The 21,753-nt window shown below is 70.9% G+C and carries 14 protein-coding genes; 6 read left to right on the top strand and 8 right to left on the bottom strand.

All coding sequences use genetic code 11. The features are described from left to right. The first annotated feature begins 20 nt into the window (after window positions 1-20). Window positions 21-1,274, top strand: a complete 1,254-nt coding sequence (locus tag ACP4J3_RS41860) for a sulfotransferase family protein (protein ID WP_426541966.1) — start codon at window positions 21-23, stop codon at window positions 1,272-1,274. Between the two features lie 61 nt (window positions 1,275-1,335). Here ACP4J3_RS41860 and ACP4J3_RS41855 read toward each other — a convergent pair whose 3' ends face one another. The 7 genes from ACP4J3_RS41855 to ACP4J3_RS41825 form a co-directional block, all read right to left on the bottom strand. Then, window positions 1,336-2,769 carry an MDR family MFS transporter gene (locus ACP4J3_RS41855; RefSeq protein ID WP_426541964.1) on the bottom strand — a complete coding sequence of 478 codons (1,434 nt, stop codon included), beginning with the start codon at window positions 2,767-2,769 and terminating at the stop codon, window positions 1,336-1,338. Between the two features lie 33 nt (window positions 2,770-2,802). Next, window positions 2,803-3,792, bottom strand: a complete 990-nt coding sequence (gene rfbB / locus ACP4J3_RS41850) for a dTDP-glucose 4,6-dehydratase (RefSeq protein ID WP_426541962.1) — start codon at window positions 3,790-3,792, stop codon at window positions 2,803-2,805. After that, complete coding sequence (locus ACP4J3_RS41845) at window positions 3,789-4,856, bottom strand: glucose-1-phosphate thymidylyltransferase (RefSeq protein ID WP_426541960.1); 1,068 nt, start codon at window positions 4,854-4,856, stop codon at window positions 3,789-3,791. The genes rfbB and ACP4J3_RS41845 overlap by 4 nt, the downstream gene beginning before the upstream one ends. Window positions 4,857-4,865: 9 nt before the next feature. Next, a complete protein-coding gene (locus ACP4J3_RS41840; RefSeq protein WP_426541958.1) occupies window positions 4,866-6,077 on the bottom strand; it encodes a nucleotide disphospho-sugar-binding domain-containing protein in 1,212 nt (403 codons plus the stop codon). Beyond that, on the bottom strand, window positions 6,078-7,112 hold the full coding sequence (locus tag ACP4J3_RS41835; RefSeq protein ID WP_426541956.1) for a Gfo/Idh/MocA family protein: 1,035 nt from the start codon (window positions 7,110-7,112) through the stop codon (window positions 6,078-6,080). A 12-nt stretch (window positions 7,113-7,124) separates the two neighbouring features. Continuing rightward, a complete protein-coding gene (locus ACP4J3_RS41830; RefSeq protein WP_426542063.1) occupies window positions 7,125-8,492 on the bottom strand; it encodes an NDP-hexose 2,3-dehydratase family protein in 1,368 nt (455 codons plus the stop codon). 264 nt (window positions 8,493-8,756) lie between these two features. Further along, window positions 8,757-9,974 carry a nucleotide disphospho-sugar-binding domain-containing protein gene (locus ACP4J3_RS41825; RefSeq protein WP_426541954.1) on the bottom strand — a complete coding sequence of 406 codons (1,218 nt, stop codon included), beginning with the start codon at window positions 9,972-9,974 and terminating at the stop codon, window positions 8,757-8,759. Window positions 9,975-10,194: 220 nt separating this feature from the next. Here ACP4J3_RS41825 and ACP4J3_RS41820 point away from each other — a divergent pair, with 220 nt between their 5' ends. Beyond that, on the top strand, window positions 10,195-15,651 hold the full coding sequence (locus tag ACP4J3_RS41820) for an SDR family NAD(P)-dependent oxidoreductase (protein ID WP_426541952.1): 5,457 nt from the start codon (window positions 10,195-10,197) through the stop codon (window positions 15,649-15,651). 36 nt (window positions 15,652-15,687) lie between these two features. Next, window positions 15,688-16,872 (top strand): cytochrome P450, encoded by a 1,185-nt coding sequence (locus ACP4J3_RS41815; RefSeq protein WP_426541950.1) that lies wholly within the window; start codon window positions 15,688-15,690, stop codon window positions 16,870-16,872. Here ACP4J3_RS41815 and ACP4J3_RS41810 read toward each other — a convergent pair. Further along, complete coding sequence (locus ACP4J3_RS41810; RefSeq protein WP_426541948.1) at window positions 16,862-18,016, bottom strand: sensor histidine kinase; 1,155 nt, start codon at window positions 18,014-18,016, stop codon at window positions 16,862-16,864. The genes ACP4J3_RS41815 and ACP4J3_RS41810 overlap by 11 nt on opposite strands. Window positions 18,017-18,217: 201 nt before the next feature. Between ACP4J3_RS41810 and ACP4J3_RS41805 the strand changes: the two genes are divergently transcribed. The 3 genes from ACP4J3_RS41805 to rfbH all read left to right on the top strand — a co-directional run bounded on the left by ACP4J3_RS41805 (window position 18,218) and on the right by rfbH (window position 21,596). Beyond that, a complete protein-coding gene (locus ACP4J3_RS41805; RefSeq protein ID WP_426541946.1) occupies window positions 18,218-19,153 on the top strand; it encodes a PmoA family protein in 936 nt (311 codons plus the stop codon). A 72-nt stretch (window positions 19,154-19,225) separates the two neighbouring features. Beyond that, the gene (locus ACP4J3_RS41800) at window positions 19,226-20,221 is read left to right on the top strand and encodes an NAD-dependent epimerase/dehydratase family protein (protein ID WP_426541944.1); all 996 of its coding nucleotides are present in this window, start codon (window positions 19,226-19,228) and stop codon (window positions 20,219-20,221) included. A gap of 49 nt (window positions 20,222-20,270) precedes the next feature. Further along, entirely contained in the window at window positions 20,271-21,596 is a 1,326-nt protein-coding gene (rfbH, locus tag ACP4J3_RS41795) for a lipopolysaccharide biosynthesis protein RfbH (protein WP_426541942.1), read from the top strand. Window positions 21,597-21,753 lie beyond the last annotated feature (157 nt).

Here is a 21,753-nt window from a genome sequence, read left to right as displayed (position 1 = left end):
GGGCGCAGAGCGGAGTGAGGGTGGAAACGGTACAAATTCACGACCTGGCCGATCCGGAGTTCTCGCCGGAGGTGCGGGAGGTCTTTGCCGCCATGGGAACCATGGCACCGACCGATGCGTTCGACCCGGACGTGCTGCTGGAGGCCGCGTCCAAGCAGTCGGGAGGGCTGGGCGACTTCGGCGATCCATGGTTCAGGGAGCCGCTGGGCGTGCTGTGCACGGCTCTGCGGCAGGAGGCGGGGCTGAGCCCGGCGGGACGCACCGCACTCTACTTCCAGCTGGTCGAACTGCTGCAGAACCGGCTGCGCATCGAGGACCTGCTGCGCCGGCACCCCGAGATCCACGACGTGCCGATCGAGCGGCCGATCATCATCACCGGCCTCTTCCGCACCGGTTCGACCCATCTGCACAACACCCTCTCGGCCGACCCGGCGCTGCGACACCTGCCGATGTGGGAGGCAGCCGAGCCGGTTCCGCCGCCCGGCGAGACGCCCGACGACCCCGGTCCGCGGATCGCCCGGATCGGCAGCACCCTGCAGTTCATGGACTCGGCGATGCCGTACTTCCGACGGATGCTGGACTGCACGCCGACCTACGCCCATGAGGAGCTCAGCGTCCTCGCGCTGTCCTTCTCGTCGATGCACTTCGAGACACAGGTGATGGTCCCGTCGTACCGGGACTGGTACCTGGCCACCGACCAGACCCCGGCGTACGCCTACCTGAAGCGGGCCATGCAGGTGATGACCTGGCTACGGGGCGGCGAGCGGTGGGTGCTGAAGTGTCCGCAGCACCTGGAGCAGCTGCGCCCACTGCTCAATGTCTTCCCGGACGCCCACGTGGTGTTCACGCACCGGGACCCGGTGGCCGTCGTGGCGTCGATGGCGACGATGATCTGCTACGCGCTGCGCATGAACACCGCCTCGCCCAACCCGGCCGCGGTCGGCGCCTACTGGGCACAACGCATCGGGAACCTGCTGGACGGCTGTCTGCGCGACCGTGCGCTGGTGCCGGCCGAGCGCTCCGTCGACGTGCTCTTCGACGAGTTCATGGCGGACGAGGCGGGGACGGTGCGGCGCATCTACGAGGTGACGGGGCAGCCGTACACCTCCGGGGCGCAGCGGGCGACCGGCGAGTATCTGACGTCCCACCGCCGGGGCCGCCACGGTCGGGTCGACTACCGGATGGCGGATCTCGGCCTGGACGCCGCCGAGTTGCGGGCCGGGGTCGCCGCGTACAACGCGCGGTTCGGGGTGCGCGAGGCACGGGTCGGCTGATCCGGCCGGCATGCGGGAGGGGGAGAGCCGGCGGCTCTCCCCCTCCCTGTTGCGCACCGCGTCAGGCGGACGAGGGGCGGCGGCCCGGCATCAGGAGCGTGGCAGCCATGGCAGCGCCGGCGAACGCCAGCACCCAGACGAAGGTGTGGCCGAAGGCCGAGGCCATGCCGGCCGCGTCCAGTCGCCCGGTGCGGGCCAGCTGGATCATCCGGGTCTGCAGGACGACGAGCAGGACCGCAGCGCCGAACGAGCTGCCGATCTGCATGAACACCCGGTTCTCCGCGGTCGCTCCCGGGATCGACCCGGGCGGCACGTCAAGCAGTGCGCCCGTCATGGCGGGAACGACGACGGCCCCGATCCCGGCGCCGTTGACCACCAGCGCCGCGCTGAGCAGCACCAGGTCGGTGTCCACGTCCAGCCGGGTGAAGACGACGATGCCCGCCGCGGTGAGCACCAGCCCGGCCCGCATCACCGCGCGGGGCGTGAACCGGCCCATGAGTTTGGGCGCCAACCGCAGGGACAGGCCCATGCCGACGCCCATCGGAACGATCAGCAGACCCGCGTGCAGGGCGGAGTAGTGGCGGACCTGCTGGTAGTAGATCGGCAGTACGGCCATGGCACCGAACAGGGCGATGCTGGCCAGGAACAGCACCAGCGACGAGGCCGTGAAGCTGCGGATCCGCAGCAGCCGCAGATCGATGATGGGCCGGTCGGTCACCCGCAGCGCATACAGGGCGAAGACCGCCAGGAGAGCGATTCCGACGAGTAGCGGGACGACCGCGTCCCGGTGGGTGAAGCTGCCTGCGCTGCCGGCCTCGGAGAAGCCGTACACCATCACGGCACAGGCCGGGGACAGCAGCAGGAACCCGATCAGGTCCGGACGGGGCGAGGTGGGGTGCCGGTCGGTGGGCATCAGGAACCAGCCGGCGGCCAGGGCCAGCGCGCAGATCGGGATGTTGACGTAGAAGATCCACCGCCAGCCGGGGCCGCTGATGATGAGTCCGCCGAGGACGGGCCCGAGGGCGGGGCCCAGGGCTGCCGGGATGCCTATCGCCCCCATGACCCGTCCCAGGTTCTGCCGGCCGGCCGCCTGGGCGAGGACCGCAGTGCCCAGCGGCAGCACCATGCCGCCAGCGAGGCCCTGGACCACGCGGAACACGATGAGGCTGGGGGCGGACCAGGCCAGGCCGCACAGCAGCGAGCCGAGCAGGAACATGCTGATGCAGCCGGTCCAGACGGCCCGGGCACCGAAGCGTTCCAGCGACCAGCCGGTGGTGGGGATGACCGCCGCCATGGCGAGCAGATATCCCGTGCCGAACCACTGGAGGGTCGACAACTCGATGCCGAAACTCTGCCGCAGTGTGTTGAGCGCGATGTTGGTCATCGTCGCGTCGAGCTGGACCACGACCGCGCCGAGCAGGATGACCCCTGCCAGCTTGACGACCGCGGGTGAGAGGGAGGACGGGGCGGTTTCTTCGCCCGGTGTTGCCTGCACGTACGATTCCTTTGCTGTGCCGGTGACGGGGCGTCACCTGCTGCCTGTCAGCTGCGCGCGACTGCGCAGCGGTTCCCACCACGTGCGGTTGTCGCGATACCAGTCCACGACCTCGGCCAGCCCCTGCCCGAAGGGGATCTGCGGCGCGAAGCCGAGTTCCTCGCGGATCTTCGTGGTGTCCACCGAGTAGCGCTCGTCGTGCGCCTTCCGGTCGGGCACGTGCCGTACCCGGTCCCAATCAGCACCGCACAGCTCCAGGAGCCGTTCGGTGATGTCCCGGTTGGTCAGCTCCGTGCCGCCGCCGATGTTGTAGATCCCTCCTGGTGCCCCGTCGGTGAGGACCAGGTGGACGGCGCGGCAGTGGTCGTCCACATGCAGCCATTCGCGGACGTGGTGGCCGTCGCCGTACAGGGGTACGTCGCGGCCGTCGAGCAGGTTGGTGACGAACAGCGGGATGAGCTTCTCGACGAACTGGTAAGGCCCGTAGTTGTTCGAGCAGCGTGTGATCGAGACGGACAGACCGTGGGCGCGCCAGTACGAGCGGGCGATGAGGTCGGACGCCGCCTTGGAGGCCGCGTACGGCGAGTTGGGCTCCAGCAGAGTGTCCTCGGTCCACGAGCCGTGCGGCAGGGACCCGTACACCTCGTCGGTGGAGACATGGACGATGCGCGGCACCCGGGCGGTCCGGCAGCCCTCCAGCAGGACCTGGGTGCCCAGCACGTTGGTCGTCACGAACTCGTGGGCGTCCATCAGCGAGCGGTCGACATGCGACTCGGCGGCGAAGTGCACGACCGCGTCGGTGCCGGGCAGCACGTCGCCGAGCAGGCGCACGTCGCAGATGTCGCCGTGGACGAAGGTGAGTCGGGGATGGTCCAGCGGCAGGTTGGCGAGGTTGCCCGCGTAGGTCAGCTTGTCCAGGACGGTGATCCGGGCGCCGGCCGACGCGGGGTAGCGTCCCGCGAGGACGCTGCGGACGAAGTGCGATCCGATGAAACCGGCTCCGCCGGTGACAAGTAGTTTCATGCCGGTACGTCGATTCTGCTGTCATCGCCCACCAGGAGCCGGTGGACGGCCGATCCGTCCGGGGTCTGCCGGACGTCGCCGGCCCGGCCGATGATCGATCCGCTGATCCTGCGCACGCCCTGCACCGACACCTGGTCGAGCAGGATGGAGTTCTCCACGCCGGCGCCTTGCAGTCGGCAGCCCTCACCGATCGAGGTGAACGGCCCGATGTCGCTGTCCTCGACCACGGTGCGGGCGCCGATGACGGCCGGTCCCGTGATCAGGGACCGGGTCACCCTCGCTCCGGCCGCCACGACGACCGGGCCGCTCAGCACGCTCGCCGCGTCGACGGTCCCACGGTTGTCCGGGCTGATCCCCTCCAGCAGGACCTTGTTGCACTCCAGCAGGTCGCCGAGAGTGCCGGTGTCCGCCCAGTAGCCGGAGCAGAGGTGGGCGCGGACATCCGCCCCGCGGGACACCAGCCACTGGACGGCGTCGGTGATCTCCAGCTCGCCACGGCGGCTCGGCTCGATGCCGCGGACCGCCTCGTGGATGCGCGGGGTGAAGAAGTAGACGCCGGTGACGGCCAGATCGCTGCGCGGGCGTTCCGGCTTCTCCTGCAGGGCCGTGACCCTTCCCTCGGCGTCGATCTCGGCGACACCGCACTGCGAGGGGTCGGCGACCTTGCGGACCACGAGCTGCGCGGCGGCGCCACCGGTCCGGAACCGGTCCAGGGGCTCTTCGATCCCGTCGGCGAAGATGTTGTCACCGAGGAACATCACGAAGTCGTCGTCGGCCAGGAAGGCGCGAGCGATGAGTACGGCGTGGGCAAGCCCGCGCGGCGCGTCCTGCGGCAGGTAGCTGACGTCCATACCGAAGCGGGACCCGTCGCCGACCGCCGCCCGGACCTGTTCTGCAGCCCCCCCGACGACCACGCCGGTCTCGGTGATGCCGGCCCGCGCGAGGGTCTCCAAGACGTGGAACAGGACGGGTTTGCCCGCGACCGGGACGAGTTGTTTGGGTGTGCTGTGACTGAACGGGCGCAGCCGCGTGCCTGCCCCGCCGGCCAGTACGAGAGCCTTCACTTTGACCTCTCAGATCAGTTGCTCGAGTGTGCCGACGGTCGCGGCCGGGGCGGGCCGGTCGAGGATCTCCGCCCGCAGCCGGCCCGCGGCAGCGCGCACGGTGTCGTCGCCCAGCACAGTCGCGGCGGCCGACTTGATCTGCTCCGCCACCGGCCCGTCGACGTCCACCGTGACGCCCGCCCCCGCCCGGCTCAGCTGACGGGCGTTCAGCGTCAGATACGGCATGGTCGGGACGACCACCTGGGGCACGCCCAGGGAGGTCGCGGTGAGCAGGCTTCCCGAGCCGCCCTGGTGGATGAGCGCGTCGCACGTCGGCAGCAGCAGGTGCAGCGGGAGATGCTCGACGGTGCGGACCCGCTCGCCGGTCTCACCGAGCAGCTTGCGGTCCGCGGCGCTGACGGCGAGCACGACCTCCACGTCGTGATCGGCCAGCCCCTCCAGGATCCTCGGCACGACGAAGCGTTCCGTGCCGCCGAGTTCCGTCGTGGTCGTGCCCCAGGTCACGCAGACCCGGGGCCGCCCGGCCTGCTCCGCCAGCCAGCGCGGCACACTGCCGGTGCCGTTGTAGGGGACGAAGCGCACCGGGATCGGGGCGGGTACGTCCGGTACTTGCAGGCCGGGAGGGCAGTTGTCGACGGTTCCCGCGGCGTGGTGAGTGCGGGGTTCGACGCCGAAGCGCTCGTAGAGACTGCGGAGTTCGTCGCTCCACTGTTCCGTCGGCGCTCCGCAGCCGGGGAATCCGATCTCCTGCAGCAGCGACGGCCCCCACAGATGGTGGACGAGGGGCGCTCCGGCCGCGTGCGCGGCCAGGGGCGCGGCCAGCGCCATCGGGTCCGCCACGACGAGGTCGGGACGCCAGGACGCGGCCTCCCGTACGAGGTCGTCGGCCATGGCGGTGGCCTCGCCCACGAACGTCGCCTGCCGGGCCTGGCGCAGCTTCGCCCGGTCCTCCTCGGTCAGGTCGGCCGGTGCCTTCATCTCCCTCTTGTCGAAGTTGCGGTGCACGGTGTGCAGCCGCCTGGCGAGCGCTGCCACTTCGGCGCCGGTGTCATGGCTCTCGGCGACGGTCACGTCGACCATCCCGGACCCCCGGACGGCGTCGGCGACCTTCGGCTGGGCGGTGACTCTGACCTCATGTCCGGCTGCCCGGAACGCCCAGGCCAGGGGCACCATGTGGAAGTAGTGGGTGGGCATCCCCCACGGGACGAACAGGACCCTCATTCAGGCACTCCTCAAGTGCTCGGACAGCGGCGGGCGGCGAGAGGTCTCCGCCCGGCGCGCCCGGTTCCGGATCTCCTCGACCAGCGCCATGTGGCGCAGCAGGGTCTCGCCGTGCGGCGCGAAGTCGGCGCGACGCAGTGCCAACCGGGCGAAGGCGCGTACGAGATTCGCGAACTGGTCGTCCGCGGGCAGTGCGATGTCTTCGACGCCGCCGGGGCGTTCCACACGGACGGTCGGCGTGAAGGTGGGCGGCGGGGTGAAGGCACGCTGGAGCACGATGCGGCCTTCGCTGCCCCAGACGGCGTACATGGACCGGTACGAGGACCGGAAGCTGAAGGACAGCTGCGCCGGGATGCCGTCGGCGGAGCACAGCAGTGCTGTGCCGCCGAGGTCGACCCCGAGCGCGGGGTCCCTGCCGAGGGTCGCGCCGGCCACCGAGAGCTCCGGCCCGAGGAACAGCATGGCGGCCCGGACGGTGTAGACGCCCACGTCGAGCAGGGCTCCGCCGCCGAGGTCGGCGCGGTAGCGCACGTCGTGCGGGTCGCGGGGCGGAATGCCGAACTCGCTGGAGAACTGCCGGGGTTCGCCGATGGCACCCTCGTCGATCAGCCTGCGCACGATCCGGTGCTGGGAGTGGTGCAGGAACATGAAGCCGTCCATCAGCCACCGGTCGCGCATGGCGGCGGCGCTCACCAAGTCCTCGGCCTCGGCCAGGGTGGCGGCGAGCGGCTTCTCGACGAGGACGTGCTTGCCCGCGTCCAGGGCCCGCAGCGCCCACTCGTGGTGCAGCCCGGTGGGCAGGGCGATGTACACGGCGTCGACGTCCGGGCGTTCCAGGAGCGGGGCGTACCCTTCCACCGGTTCGCCCCCGAAGTCCTGGGCGAACCGCTCGGCCTTGGCGCGGTCACGGCTGGCGACGGCTACCAGCCGGGCGTCGGCGACCCGGCCGACGGCCGGGAGCATGTGGCGTCGTGCGACCTCGCCGCAGCCGAGCGCCCCGATCCGCAGCGGTGGCTGCGTGGCGGACGGTTCCATGGCCGTCCTCCTTCACCACAGGCTGTGGACGCAGGCGATCAGGCTGCGTGCCTCGACGTTCAGGTAGTGGCCGTGGCGCAGCAGATCCATTAACTGACGGACCGTCATCCATCGGTAGTTCTCGGGGACTTCGAGAGGGAAGTCGGCTCCGGCCTCGATCAGCCGGTAGCGGGTCCGGGCATGGTGGAAGCGCCCGCCCTCCTCCGACAGGACGGTGTCGAAGCGGGTCCGCCCGGGATCGGCGTCGGTGACGTCCGTGAGGAAGGGCACCGGGCCCGGCTCCCCGGTGACGGGGAGCTGCACGGTGGGGGCCATCTCCAGGGTGTCCCGCAGCCCGGGTTCGGGGCGGGCCTGAACCAGCAGATGGACCACGCCGTCGATGGGCCGGGCCACGAATGCGGCCAGCCCCTGCTCGCAGGGGGCCAGCAGGGGCTGGGTCCAGCTCGTGACTTCCCGGTTGCCGGCCCGGACCCGCACGGCGACGATGCGGAACCGGCCGCCGTCCTCGCGCTCGATCGCATCCCCGGTGCGCCGCCAGCCCTTGACGCCGGCCAGTGGTGTGAGCCGGGCGCGCAGTTCGTTGCGCGTCTTCATCTCCGTGAACCAGCTCAGGATCTCGGCCTCGGTGTGCCGCCCCGGCCCCGTGTCGCCGTCGCGCGCGCCGTAGGAGCGGCGCAGCGCCGACTCGAACGGGGACGACGTGTTCAGGTCCGGGTCCTCGCTCCCGGTCAGCGGCAGGCAGGACAGCACGGTGCGCGCGTCCATGTTCACCAGGTTGTCGATCCGCATGAGCTCCCGGAGCTGCCGCAGCGTGACCCAGCGGAAGTCCTCGTGCACCGGGACGTCCTCGATGGCCTCCACGACCATGTTCCGGTTGTGCTTGTGCCAGAACCAGGCGCCCTGTTCGGACTGGAGGACGTCGGCCAGTACGGTGCCCCGGCCCCGCTCGCGGAAGAACTCCAGGTAGCGGGTCGCGCCGCCACGGTGCACCCGGGTGTAATTGCTGCGGGTGGCCTGGACGGTGGGCGACAGTTGCAGGGTGTTGACGTTCCCGGGTTCCATCTTGGCCTGCATCAGGAAGTGCAGGACGCCGTCGAACCTCTTGGCGAGGATGCCGAGAATGCCGATTTCGGGCTGGTGGATGATCGGCTGGCTCCAGGTGGCGCCGCCGCCGGTGGATATGTCCAGGCCTTCGATCGTGAAGAAGCGGCTGCTGGCGTGCCCGAGATTTCCGGTCGCCGGGTCGAAATGCCAGTCGTCCATCTTCTCGAAGGGGATGCGCTCAACGTCGAAGCGGTTGGCCGACTGCCTTTCCGCCCACCATGTATGGAAAGCGGCGAGGGACGATTCCGGATCGCCGCTTACGACCGCTGAAGTCATGAACGATGACATCGCGTGTACTCCGCTTCCGCGTATTCGGTCATCGGTCCGCAATGCCCTTTCGGTCATTGCGGCTTCCCGCCCCAGCGGGGCCACCAGCACAACAGCCACTGCTGAAGCGCCGACAACGCGGTGCCAAAGTCGGCCCCGCCGGCTCGGCCCGCCCTCGTCGGAGACAGCGAGGAATACCCCCGGAAAGGAAGAACACGGCATACCCGGAAAAGGGCATGCCGTGTTCGGTCGCGGGCCGCAAGCCCGAACGGCTCAGAGGGCCTCTTCGAGCAGGCGGACCGCCTCGGCGAGCGGAGGCTGGGCCAGGTTCTCCCGACGCAACTCCTCGGCGGCCTGGCGCCACCGGTCGTCGCTCAGCATCGCGGACACGCTCGCCGTGAGACCGTCCAGGTCGGTGCCGCCCGGCGCGAGACAGACGCCGGCGCCGGCCGCGGTCACGCGTTCACCGTTGAAGGAGTGCGCCGGGCCGAGCGGAGTGACCACTTGGGGAACCCCGTTGACGGCGGCGGTCAGGACACTGCCGGCGCCGCCCGTGTTGACGGACACCGCGCAGGTCGGCAGGACGGAGTGCAGCGGCAGTTCTGCCGCGATCCGCACTCCGTCCGGCACGGGGCCCAGTCCGGCACGGCGGTCGTCGGCGGTCACCGCGGCGACGACCTCGACGTCCAGCTCGGCGGCGAGCGCACGGGCAGCGGCGGCCACCGGGTGCCCGCCGTCGGCCGGATTGGTGGCCCTGGACGTGGTCCACGAGACACACACCCGAGGACGGCCGTGGCCGGCCGCACCGAGCCACGGGGGAAGCAGGGCCGAGCCGTTGTACGGCACGTATCGAAACGTGTGCCGGCGCGGTACGGTCCCGGACTGCAGGCCGGGCGGACAGGCGGCGATGCTGAACAGACCGTAGTCCGCGCGTACGTCGGCCCCGAAGCCGTCGTACAGCTTGCGCAGGTCGTCCGGCCACCGGTCGGGGTCCGCACCGAACCCGGCGAACTTCGTCAGCGTGGGTTCCTGCGGGCCCCACATGTGGTGGACGAGGGGGACCCCGGCCACCTCGGCGGCCAGCGGTGCCGCCATGGTCACCGGATCGGTCACGATGACGTCGGGGCGCCAGGCCCGCGCGAGTTCGACCAGATCCCCGGCCATCGCCTCGGCCGCCCGCACATGCGGCGCGATACGCAACTCGCCCTGCCACTTCCTGAGTTCGGGATCCATGACGGCCAGCTCACCGAAGGAGGCCGGCGACCTGCCGAGCCGCCCCCGGATCGTCAGGTCCGCCTCCGCCACGGAGGCCATCAGGTCGTACGACCCGCCGATGGTGACTGCGGTGTGCCCCGACCTCACCACCAGGTCGGCGACGGGCGGCTGGCAGGCGACGCACACCTCGTGCCCCGCCGTCCTGAGGGCCCAGGCAAACGGCACCATGGGGAAGTAATGACCTGCCGTGGCAGCCGGAACGAACAGTGCGCGCACCCGTCCTCCGTTTCCTCTGCGGCTGCCGCCCGCGGCCGCGATACGGGACAGAACAGCGCAGCGGTCTAAAGCGCGGTCCGGTGCCTGCCTAAAGCCGCTCGGAATGCACCGTGTCCACGGGCTCCCGGGACGCTCGCGAAAGATCGGGGCTAGGGCCGCTTAAGAGCCTCCTCGCACTATGAAACGCGTCGTGTGCCGGGAAGTTGGGGGCGAGCGCCAGATGACGAACGAAGAAAAGCTGCGGGTCTATCTCAAGCGGGTGACCGCGGAACTCCACGAGACCCGCCTGCGGCTCATGGAGAACGGCACCGGCCATCACGAGCCGATCGCGATCGTCGGCATGGCCTGCCGCTACCCCGGGGGTGTCACGTCCCCGGAGGACCTCTGGCGCCTGGTCACCGAGGAAACCGACGCCACCACGGAACTCCCCGCGGAACGCGGCTGGTTCACCGAGGAGTTGTACGATCCCGACCCGAATCGGCCCGGCAGCATTTACGTCCGCGAAAGCGGCTTCCTGCGGGGGGCCGAGAATTTCGACACCGAGTTCTTCGGGATCAGCCCCCGTGAGGCGCTGGCCATGGATCCGCAGCAACGGCTGCTGCTGGAAGTCTCCTGGGAGACCTTCGAACGCGCAGGCCTGGTCCCCGACTCCCTCAAGGGCAGCCGCACGGGCGTGTTCACCGGCGTCATGTACGGCGACTACGGCGGCCGGCTGGCCCACCGGCTGCCGGAGGACGTCGAGGCGTACGTCGCGACCGGCAGCGCCTACAGCGTCGCCTCCGGACGCGTGGCGTACACCCTCGGCCTCGAAGGCCCCGCCATCAGCGTCGACACGGCGTGCTCCTCCTCCCTGGTCGCCCTGCACCTCGCGGTCCAGGCGCTGCGCAGCGGCGAGTGCGACCTCGCGCTCGCGGGCGGGGTGACGGTGATGGCCACCCCGACCAGCCTCATCGAGTTCAGCCGCCAGCGCGGCCTCGCCCCCGACGGCCGCTGCAGGCCGTTCGCGGCGGCGGCCGACGGCACCGCCCTCGGAGAAGGGGTGGGCATGCTGCTGGTGGAGCGGTTGTCGGACGCGGAGCGCAACGGCCACCGGGTACTGGCCGTCGTGCGGGGCTCGGCCGTCAACCAGGACGGCGCCAGCAACGGCCTGACCGCACCGAACGGGCCTTCCCAGCAGCGGGTGATCCGGGCCGCGCTGGACAGCGCCCGCCTCACCCCGGCCGACATCGACGCCGTCGAAGCCCACGGCACGGGGACCACACTGGGGGACCCGATCGAGGCACAGGCCCTCATCGCCACCTACGGGCAGGAGCGGCCTGGTGAGCGGCCGTTGTGGCTGGGATCGGTGAAGTCCAACATCGGCCACACCCAGGCCGCCGCCGGAGTCGCGGGAATCATCAAGATGGTGCAGGCCATGCGGCACGGGGTGCTGCCGCGGACCCTGCACGTGGATGAACCCAGCCCGCACGTGGACTGGCAGGCAGGGGCGGTACGGCTGCTGACCGAGCCCGTCGCCTGGCCCGACAGCGGGCGTCCGCGGCGGGCGGCGGTGTCGTCGTTCGGGATCAGCGGGACGAATGCGCACGTGATCCTGGAAGCTGCGCCTGCCATCGAGGACACGCCGGTCGAAGCCGCGCTGCCGGTGGTGCCGTGGCTGCTGTCCGGCAAGACCGAGCCCGCGCTGCGGGAACAGGCCGCACGTCTACGGGACTTCGTGGCCGCCTCCGCTGTGGATGCGGTGCGGGTGGCGTCCACGCTGGCCACCGGGCGCAGCCACTTCACCCACCGGGCCGCGGTCACCGGCACCACCACCGACGAACTGCTCGCCGGGCTGGATGCCCTGGCGCGCGGGCAGCACGTGCCCAACGTGGTTCAGGGTACGGCTGGTTCGGGCGGGAAGGTGGCCTTCCTGTGTGCCGGACAGGGCAGCCAGCGCCCCGGCATGGGACACGACCTGTACACCTCCTTCCCCGTCTTCGCCGCCGCCCTCGACGAGGTCTGCGCACACCTCGACCCGCTCCTCGACCGGCCGCTGCGGGATGTGATGTTCGCCGAACCCGGCACCCCGGAGGCGGCGCTGCTGGACCACACCGGCTACACCCAACCCGCCCTCTTCGCCCACCAGACCGCCCTGTACCGGCTCCTGGAGCACTGGGGCGCACACCCCGACTACCTCATCGGCCACTCCCTCGGTGAGATCACCGCAGCCCACCTCGCCGGCGTCCTCTCCCTGCCCGACGCCTGCACCCTCATCGCCGCCCGCGCCCGCCTCATGCAATCCGTGCCCGCAAGCGGCGCCATGATCGCCGTAGAAGCCACAGAAGACGAGATGCGGCCCCACCTCACCGACGGCGTCGACATCGCCGCCATCAACGGCCCCACCTCGATCGTGATCTCCGGCGACACCCCCGCCGTCCTCGCCCTCGCCCAGCACTGGAAAGACCACGGCCGCAAAACCCACCAACTCCCCGTCAGCCACGCCTTCCACAGCCCCCACATGGACCCCATCCTCACCGACTTCCACACCGTGGCGGCCGGCCTGACCTACCACCACCCCCAGATCCCCGTCATCTCCAACGTCACCGGCAACCTCGCCACCCCCGAACAACTCACCTCACCCGACTACTGGACCGACCACATCCGCCAGGCCGTCCGCTACCACCACGGCATCCAAACCCTGGACGCACACGGCGCGACCACTCACATCCACCTCACCCCACAAACGGACCCCCTCACGACCGCCACCCACCTCCACACCACCGGCACCCCCCTCAACTGGCCCACCATCCTCCCCACCACCCCACCCACCGACCTCCCCACCTACCCCTTCCAACACCACCCCTACTGGCTCCACCCCCACCCCGACACCGACGTCACCAACGCCGGCCTCGACACCGCCCACCATCCCCTGCTCGGCGCCACGACAGATCTCCCGGACGGCAGCCACCTCCACACCGGCCGCATCTCGACAACCACCCACCCATGGCTGGCCGACCACACCGTCCACAGCACACCCCTTCTCCCCGCCACCGCACTCCTCGAACTCGCCCTGCACACCACCCACCACACCCACACCCTCACCGACCTGACGGTGAGCGCTCCGCTCGTCCTGCCCGAGCAGGGTGCGGTCGACCTGCAGGTCCTGGTGGGTCCTGCGGACGATGCCGGGTGCCGTTCGTTCACTGCGCGTTCGCGCCCGGTCGGGGGCCAGGTTGCGGAGGTGCCCTGGAGCGTGCACGCCAGCGGTACGCTCGCGGCGGGCTCCGTGGCGGTACCGGCCGTGGATCTCGGTATCTGGCCGCCGGAAGGTGCCACGCCTGTCGATGTCGACGGCTTCTACGGCGACCTGCGTGACCGGAACCTTGAGTACGGCCCCGCGTTCCAGGGGCTGGAAGCCGCCTGGCGGCTCGGTGACGACATCTACGCCGAGGTCACCCTCCCCGAGGGGGTCGTCGGGGAGTCGTACGGCATTCACCCCGCGCTGTTCGACGCCGCGTTGCACACCGTGTTCTTGAGTCGCACCGGGGAGCAGGAGGGGGAGTTGCCGCTGCCCTTCGCATGGAGCGGGGTGTCCCTGTCCATGACCGGAGTGCGGACGCTGCGGGTGCGTCTGTCGCCGGTGGACGACATGAGTGTCGCGCTGGAGTTGGCGGACGAGGAGGGGCGGCCTGTCGCCACGGTCGAGTCGATGACCGTACGGCCTGTCAACGTGGAGCAATTGCGGCGTGCCACCGGATTGCACGACACGCTCTTCCGAGTCGACTGGGACCTCGTACCGTCCGAGTCCGAGGTCGGGGACACCGCGCTTCCCCTGGTGGTGATCGGGGAAGCCGCGCAGCTGACTACGGCGTGGGACGGACCGGTGCTGTGTCACCCCGACCTCGACGCGCTGCGCAAGGCTGTTGAGGACGGCGCTGCCGTCCCAGGGCTGGTGTTCGTTCCGGCCGCCCGACTGCTCGACGCCGCCGGCTCCGGCGCCCCGGAGAGCGCTGTGGCCGCCCGCGCCGTCACCCGGCGCGCGCTCGCCCTCTTCCAGGATTTCCTCGGGGACGAACGGCTTGCCGCGGCACGGCTGGTGGTCGTCACCCGGGGTGCTGTCGCCGCTGACGAGTGGGCGGGAATCAGCGATCTGGCGGCTGCCGCCCTGTGGGGGTTCGTCCGCTCCGCCCAGACGGAGCACCCCGGCCGTTTCGGCCTGGTCGACCTGGACGCGACCGGCGTCGTCCCGACCTGTCTGCCGGACGCCCTGGCCGCACCGGCACCGCAACTCCTGGTCCGTGAGGGAGCAGTCCTTGAGCCCCGGTTGACCCGGATGCCCGGCCCGGCCGACGGCACCTTCCCCTCGTTGGACCCCGAGGGCACCGTGCTGCTCACCGGAGGCACCGGCGCCCTCGGCAGCGTCCTGGCCCGGCACCTCGTGGAGCGGCACGGCGTACGGCATCTGCTGCTCACCAGCCGCCGCGGACCCGACACCGAAGGCGCCCACCAACTCCGCGCGGACTTGGCCGAGCTGGGAGCCCACGCCACCATCACCGCCTGCGACGCCGCCGACCACGACGCCCTGGCCGCACTGCTGACCGCCATCCCGGACAACCACCCCCTCACCGCCGTCATCCACACCGCCGGCGTCCTCGACGACGCCACCCTCCACACCCTCACCCCCGAACAGTTGGACACCGTCCTGCGCCCCAAAGCCGACGCCGCCTGGAACCTCCACCACCTCACCCACGACCACGACCTCACCGCCTTCGTCCTGTACTCCTCCGTCGCCGGCACCCTCGGCACAGGCGGGCAGGCCAACTACGCCGCAGCCAACACCTTCCTCGACGCCCTCGCCGTACACCGTCGCGCGCACGGCCTGCCCGCCACCTCCCTCGCGTGGGGACTGTGGGAACAGGACGGAGGCATGGCCGCGGGGCTCGGCGGCCCGGACCGGAGCAGGCTCGGCCGGGCCGGGCTGGTGCCGCTCACCGTGTCCGAGGGGCTGGCCGCGTTCGACGCGGCGCTGGGTGCGGACCGGGCGGTCGTGGTCGCCGCCCGGCTGGACAGGGCGCAGATCAGGGCTCAGGGCGAGCACGGGACCCTGCCCGCCCTGCTGCGGGGGCTGGTGCGAGAGCCGCAGCGTCCGGCGGACGCGAAGGGCGCGACGGGCGTGCCGGAGTTGCGGAGGCAGCTCGCGGGCCGTCCGGAGTCCGAACAGCGCGGGCTGCTGCTGGAGTTCGTACGGCACCAGGTCGCGTCGATCCTCGGTCATCGCTCTCCCGAGCGGGTGGAAGCGGAGCGCGGATTCCTCGACATGGGCTTCGACTCGCTCACCGCCGTCGAGCTGCGCAACCGGCTGGCCGCGGTCACCGGCCTGCGACTGCCCTCGACCTTGATCTTCAACTATCCGGCGCCGACGGTCCTGGCCGACTTCCTGCGGACGAAGCTCGACCCGCAGACTTCCGTGACGGACGATCCGCTCGCCTTGGTGATGAACCGCATCGAGTCGCTCCTCGAAGCCGCGGACCCCCAGCGGCGTACCACGATGGTGGCGCGGATGCAGAACTTCCTGCTCAGGCTCGGCGAGGTCCTGGACGCCGCGGGAGGTGCCGGGTCGGAGACCGCCACGAAGTTCGAATCGGCCACGGACGACGACGTCTTCGCCTTCATCGACAACGAACTCGGAATTTCCTGATTCCGTTCCGCGGACCGCATCCAGTAGGGAGTTGAGATGTCCAGCAGTGAGCGCGTCCTCGACGGGCTTCCGACGGCCCGGGCCTGTCCGTTCGATCCACCCGCCGAACTGGGGAAGCTGCGTGAGGAGCGACCCGTCACGAAAATGAACTATCCGGACGGCAGCGTCGGTTGGCTGGTCACGGACTATGCGCTGGTGCGGGAGATGTTCACCCACCCGGCGTTCAGCTCCCGGCACGATCTGCGGAGCTTCCCGGTCCATATGCCTCTGCCGCCGAGCAAGGCCGTCCCCGGCCTGTTCATCGGAATGGACCCGCCGGATCACACGCGGTACCGGAAGCCGCTGAACCGGGCCTTCACGGTACGTCGCGTCCGCGAGCTGGAACCGACGATCGAGCGGATCGTCGCCGAGCGGCTGGACGCCATGGAGGCGGAGGGGGCGCCGCTCGACCTCATGGAGTCGTTCGCCCTGCCGGTCCCGGTGCGGGTGATCTCGGAACTGCTCGGTGCCGGCCGGGAGGTCGCCGCGGAGTTGCAGCGGCTGCGTGTGGCCGTGCTCAGCCCGCAGACTCCCGAGGAGGAGGCAATGGCGGCGGGCAAGGCGACCGGCGAGCTGATGTACGAGTTGGTGCGGGGCAAGCGCCGGGCCCCCGCCGACGATCTGCTCAGCGAACTGGTCGCGGACGGCGAGCTGAACGACCAGGAACTGGCCGGCATGATGCTGCTGATGCTGATCGCCGGCCATGAGACCACGGCGCAGCTCTTCGGCCTCAGTACCTATCTGCTGCTGGAGCGGGACGACCTGCGGCAGGCGATCGTCTCGGAGCCGGTGACCGACGTCACGGCCAACGAGTTCCTCCGCTATCTGTCCATCGCGCCGTTCATCGTGCGGACCGCGCTGATCGATGCCGAGGTCGGCGGGGTGCACATCTCGGCGGGTGAGACCGTCACGCTGTCCCTCGCCGAGGCCAACCGCGACCCGCGGCGCTTCGGCGACCCGGACACCTTCGACGGCGTCAGGGGTGACAACAGCCACCTGGCGTTCGGCCACGGCATCCACCAGTGCATCGGCCACAACCTCGCCCGTACGGAGCTGCGCATCGGACTTCCGGCCATGCTGCGCAGGTTCCCGGAGCTGCGCCTCGCCGTACCACGGGAGGAGATCCGAACCCGGGAGGCGATGCAGGTCTACGGCGTGCACCGGCTGCCGGTCAGCTGGTAGCGGCCGGCCGGCTCGTCAGCGGTACGCGTACGGCTAGACGGAAGCCCCGTCGTCCGTTGCGCGCGCCGAAGTCGAGCCGGCCGCCCGCCGTCTCGACCCGTTCGGTGAGACCGACGAGGCCGTTGCCGGGGCCGTCGTCGCCGGACGGGCCGCGTCCGTCGTCGACGATGCCCAGGGCGACCGTCTCCCCGTCGCGCGTCACCGTGATCTCGCAGCGGCTCGCCTCGGCGTGCCGGACGACGTTGGTGACGCCCTCGCGTACCACCCAGGCGAGCAGCCGGTCGACGTCCTCGGGCAGCGGGGTGCCGGGAAGCCGTACGACTGCCTGCACATCGGCGGCGGCGAGCGCCGACCGGGCGTCGTCGACTTCCTCCAGGAGGCTGCGCTGGCGATAGCCGGTCACCGCGTCCCGTACCTGGACGAGTGACTCCCGGGCCACCGACTCCACATCGGCGATCTCACCGGCGGCGGCCCGCGGATCGATCTCGGAGAGCCGCCCGGCCAGCTCACTCTTGACGACGATGAGGGACAGGCTGTGGCCGACCAGGTCGTGGAGATCGCGGGCGATGCGCAGCCGTTCCTCCACGGCGGCGAGGCGGGCGACCTGACCCTGCGCCTCCCGGATCCGCTGGACCAGGACGCGGCTCCGGCGCAGGCCGAAGGTGGTCATGCTCAGGCCCAGCACCGTCAGCGTGGCCGCCACGGTCTCCGAGGCACCGCCGCCACTCACCGCGCCCTGCACAGCGGTCAGGACCACGCCCGCCAGGATGCCGCGGGGCACCAGCGTCAGGGGCAGCACGAAGGTCAGGACGATGGTGAAGTACACCTGCACGCTGATCCAGTGGACGTCCCGCTGAAGCAGCGGAACCGCCACGGCGACGGCGCCCATCACCGCCGTACACAGCCATGTCACGCGAGTCGGCCCAGGGGAGTCCGGCCGGGTCATGGTGAGGGCCACATGGACGAAGCACAGCCCGAACACCGCCACCGCGACGAGTGTGACCACCAGCGACGCACCGGAGTCCCGCTCCGTGAGGGCGGGCACCGACAGCAGGAGCCAGACCAGGGCCAGGGGGGCGAACCAGGGGCGGGACCACCACCCCATGTGCGAGCCGGGCGGGGCGGGGGTCCGAGAGTCCGTCACAGCACGAGCGTAATGGCGCCCGACGGCCGCTCCCCGCACGGCCGCGAGGGGCCGCCGAGCGCTGGGCGAACCAGGCGAAGAGAAGTGTTAGAGCCGCTTAAGACCCGCCCGTGAGCATGGTCGGGGACGACCCGTCCGGTTGCGCCGATGACCCCACGCAGCCCTGTCCGGCCGGGCGCCCACCCGCGAGGAGACGATCCGATGAACTCCACGACCGACCGCCTGTCCGCCGTGCGGCTCGCCGACGACCAGGCAGGTCTGCTCACCGTCAGCGCGCACGGCACCGACGTCCTGACCTACGCCTACCGTCCCGAACTGCCCGCCGCGGAGTGCCCCGGCCCGGCCCTGCACCCGCTGCGCACCCTCAGCGGCGGCACGGTCACCATGCGCCGCCCCAACGAGCACCGCCATCACAAGGGGCTGGTGATGATGGCCATGCACCTGTCCGGGCAGAACTTCGTGGGCGGCAGCACCTACGTCCCGGGCGCACCCGGGCACGGCTATGTCGATCTGCCCAACGTCGGGCGCCTGGACCACACCGGTTTCGCCGACGTCGCCGAGGCGGGCCGCCCGGGGTTCACCGAGACGCTGGCCTGGCGCACCGCCGACGGCGAGCACTGGATCGACGAGCTCCGCACGGTGACCGTGACCGAGGTCGATCCCGACGGAGGCCACTGGACCCTGGAGTTCGCAACGGAACTGCACAACGTGCGCGGCGAGACGCTGACGTTCGGCAGTCCCACGGTCTACGGACGCGAGAACGCGGGCTACTGCGGCCTTCTCTGGCGCGGCCCGCGTGACTTCGGCGGCGGCCGGATCCTCGCCGCCGACGGGCTCGAAGGACCGGAGGCGAGCGGGCACGCCTCGCCGTGGCTCGCCTTCGGCGGCGAGTTCGACGTGCGCGACGGGCACGCGACGCTGCTGTTCCGGGCCGATCCGGAGTGTCATGGCGAGTCCGGTCCGCACTGGTTCGTACGCAATCTGCCGTTCGCCGTCGTCAATCCCTCGCTCGCGTTCTACGAAGAGCGGCACCTGCCGGCCGGCGACACGCTGCGGCTGCGCTACCGCGTGACCATCGCCGACGGCGCGTGGCACCGCGAGCGGATCGAGAAGTACCTGGCCGACCGGCCCTGGTGAGCGTGGCCGCGCCGATTGCCCGGCCGCCGTGCTCCCCGGTCGGCTGCGCCCCGAGACGGAATGGACGTAGGGATGACTGATCCCGGCCGGGTGGTCGTGCTGGGCGGTTCGGGTTTCCTCGGGCGGCACATCGCCGCCGCATTCGCCGCGACGGGCCGCGAGGTGCTGGCCGTGTCCCGGAATCCGCGGTCCGGCCCGCACCGTGTCCGGCACCTGGCCATGGACCTGTGCACCGAGGAGCCGCCGCAGCGCCTCGGCCGGGTCCTCAGGGACGTCCACCCGGCCGTGGTCGTCAACGCCGTCGGCGTGATCTGGGCGGCCGACGAGCGGGCGCTGGCCCAGACGAACACGAGGACGGCGCAGCAAGTCGTCGAGGGCGTGGCCGCACTGCCGTACCGGCCGCGACTGTTGCACATCGGCACTGTCTACGAGCACGCGCCCAGCCCTCTCGGCAAGGCCACCGGCGTGGACACCCCCGAGCTCCCGATCAGCGCCTACGGCCGGACCAAGCTCCTCGGCAGCCGCGCCGTGCTCAACGCCACCGCGGACGGCCGCGTCGACGGTGCCGTGCTGCGGCCGTCGGTGGTCGTCGGGCCCGGCATCGCGTCGCACAGCCTTCTCGGCCGCGTGGCCGACGAGTTGGCGGGAATGCGCGAGGGCGGTTCGGTCGTCCTCCGCCCCGGACACCTCTCGGGGCGGCGGGACTTCATCGACGTCCGCGACGTGGCCGCTGCCGTGGTTGCGGCAGCGTCCGCCATGGTGACCGGTCAGGTCATCCCCCTCGGCCGGGGCGAGGCCGTCCCGGTGCGACGGCTCGTGGAGATGCTCGTGGCCGTCAGCGGTATGCCCGCGGTCGTCGAAGAGACGGTGCAGGAGCGGACGGTCCCCGCACGCCGTTCCGGTGCCGACTGGCTCTGTGTCGACATCTCGACCGCGCAACGGACGCTGGGCTGGCGCCCCAGCGTCTCCCTGGAGGACTCGGTGCGCTCCCTGTGGGAGGAGCGGACCTCGCCCGGTACCACTCGCCCGGTCCCGGCGGGGGAGCACCCCGCGCCACGGCCGGCCTGATTCCTTGCATCCCCGATCACCTGGTCACGATCTCGAACAGGACAGCGACATGAGAACAGTGGAAATCGTGAGTGGCGCCCGGCACGAGGACATCCTCGACAGCGTGCGGGCCTATCACCGGGAGTTCCCCGACAAGCCGTTCGTTCCCGGCAGCACCCCGATCCTGGCCTCCGGCGCGGTCCTCAACGAGGACGACCGGGTGGCGATGGTCTCGGCCGCGCTGGACATGAGGATCGCCGCGGGCACCATCGCCCGGAAGTTCGAGCGGCAGTTCGCGCGCAGCCTGGGCATCCGCAAGGCGCACCTCACCAACTCCGGTTCCTCCGCCAACCTGCTGGCCCTGTCGGCGCTCACCTCCCCGATGCTGGAGGAGCGGCGGCTGCAACCGGGCGATGAGGTCATCACCGTCGCCGCGGGCTTCCCCACGACCGTCAACCCGATCCTGCAGAACGGCTTGGTCCCCGTCTTCGTCGACGTCGACCTGGCGACCGGCAACACGACGGCGGACCGGATCGCCGCGGCCATCGGCCCCAGGACGCGGGCCATCATGGTCGCGCACGCGCTCGGCAACCCCTTCCCGGCCGCGGAGGTCCGGGAGCTGGCCGACGAGCACGAGCTGTTCGTCGTCGAGGACAACTGCGATGCACTGGGCTCCACTTACCGGGGCCGGCTGACCGGCACCTTCGGTGATCTGTCCACCGTGAGCTTCTATCCGGCCCACCACATCACGATGGGGGAGGGCGGCTGTGTGATGACGGACAACGTGGTCCTGGCGCGGATCGTGGAGTCCCTGCGGGACTGGGGCAGGGACTGCTGGTGCGAGCCGGGTGAGGACGACCGGTGCCATCTGCGGTTCAAGCAGAGCATGGGGACGCTGCCGGCCGGCTACGACCACAAGTACATCTTCTCCCACGTGGGCTACAACCTGAAGACGACGGATGTGCAGGCCGCGCTGGGGCTGAGCCAGTTGCAGCGGCTGCCCGAGTTCACGGCGACGCGCAAGCACAACTGGCGTCGGCTGTATGCCGGGTTGGAGGGCACCGAGGGACTCGAGCTGCCCGAGGCGACCGAGGGCTCCGACCCCAGCTGGTTCGGGTTTCCGATGACGGTGGCGCAGGACGCGCCGTTCACTCGCCGTGAGCTCATCTCGTTCCTCGACGGCAGGAGGATCGGGACCCGGCTGCTGTTCGCCGGGAATCTCACCCGGCATCCGGCGTACCTGGAGCGCGAGTACCGCGTGTCCGGCGACCTGACCAACAGCGACATCGTCACCGAGCGGACGTTCTGGGTCGGCGTCTACCCCGGAATCAGTGACGAGATGGTCGACTACGTCGTCGAGTCGATACGTGAGTTCGTGAAGGGCGCAGTTCGCTGAGGCGGCGGACGCGAAACGGTGTGGGGGGGGGGGGGGGGGGGGGGGGGGCGGGGGGGGGGGCCCCCCCCCCCCCCCCCAACCACCCCCTGGGGCGGTGTGCTGGTCGGCCACGGAGCAGAGGGTCAGGCATACGACGGCCGCGTCGAAGGTGTCGTCG

The sequence above is a fragment of the Streptomyces sp. UG1 genome (genome assembly GCF_049974585.1).
GTDB lineage: Bacteria > Actinomycetota > Actinomycetes > Streptomycetales > Streptomycetaceae > Streptomyces.
Note: the sequence above shows the minus strand (reverse complement) of the source record. Positions and strands in the feature narration are given on the sequence as shown.

Coding starts and splice junctions, on each gene's coding strand:
- rfbB (WP_426541962.1), bottom strand. CDS start 3,792: ATGAAACTACTTGTCACCGGCGGAGCCGGTTTCATCGGATCGCACTTC.
- ACP4J3_RS41840 (WP_426541958.1), bottom strand. CDS start 6,077: ATGAGGGTCCTGTTCGTCCCGTGGGGGATGCCCACCCACTACTTCCAC.
- ACP4J3_RS41835 (WP_426541956.1), bottom strand. CDS start 7,112: ATGGAACCGTCCGCCACGCAGCCACCGCTGCGGATCGGGGCGCTCGGC.
- ACP4J3_RS41830 (WP_426542063.1), bottom strand. CDS start 8,492: ATGACTTCAGCGGTCGTAAGCGGCGATCCGGAATCGTCCCTCGCCGCT.
- ACP4J3_RS41820 (WP_426541952.1), top strand. CDS start 10,195: ATGACGAACGAAGAAAAGCTGCGGGTCTATCTCAAGCGGGTGACCGCG.
- ACP4J3_RS41815 (WP_426541950.1), top strand. CDS start 15,688: ATGTCCAGCAGTGAGCGCGTCCTCGACGGGCTTCCGACGGCCCGGGCC.
- ACP4J3_RS41805 (WP_426541946.1), top strand. CDS start 18,218: ATGAACTCCACGACCGACCGCCTGTCCGCCGTGCGGCTCGCCGACGAC.
- ACP4J3_RS41800 (WP_426541944.1), top strand. CDS start 19,226: ATGACTGATCCCGGCCGGGTGGTCGTGCTGGGCGGTTCGGGTTTCCTC.
- rfbH (WP_426541942.1), top strand. CDS start 20,271: ATGAGAACAGTGGAAATCGTGAGTGGCGCCCGGCACGAGGACATCCTC.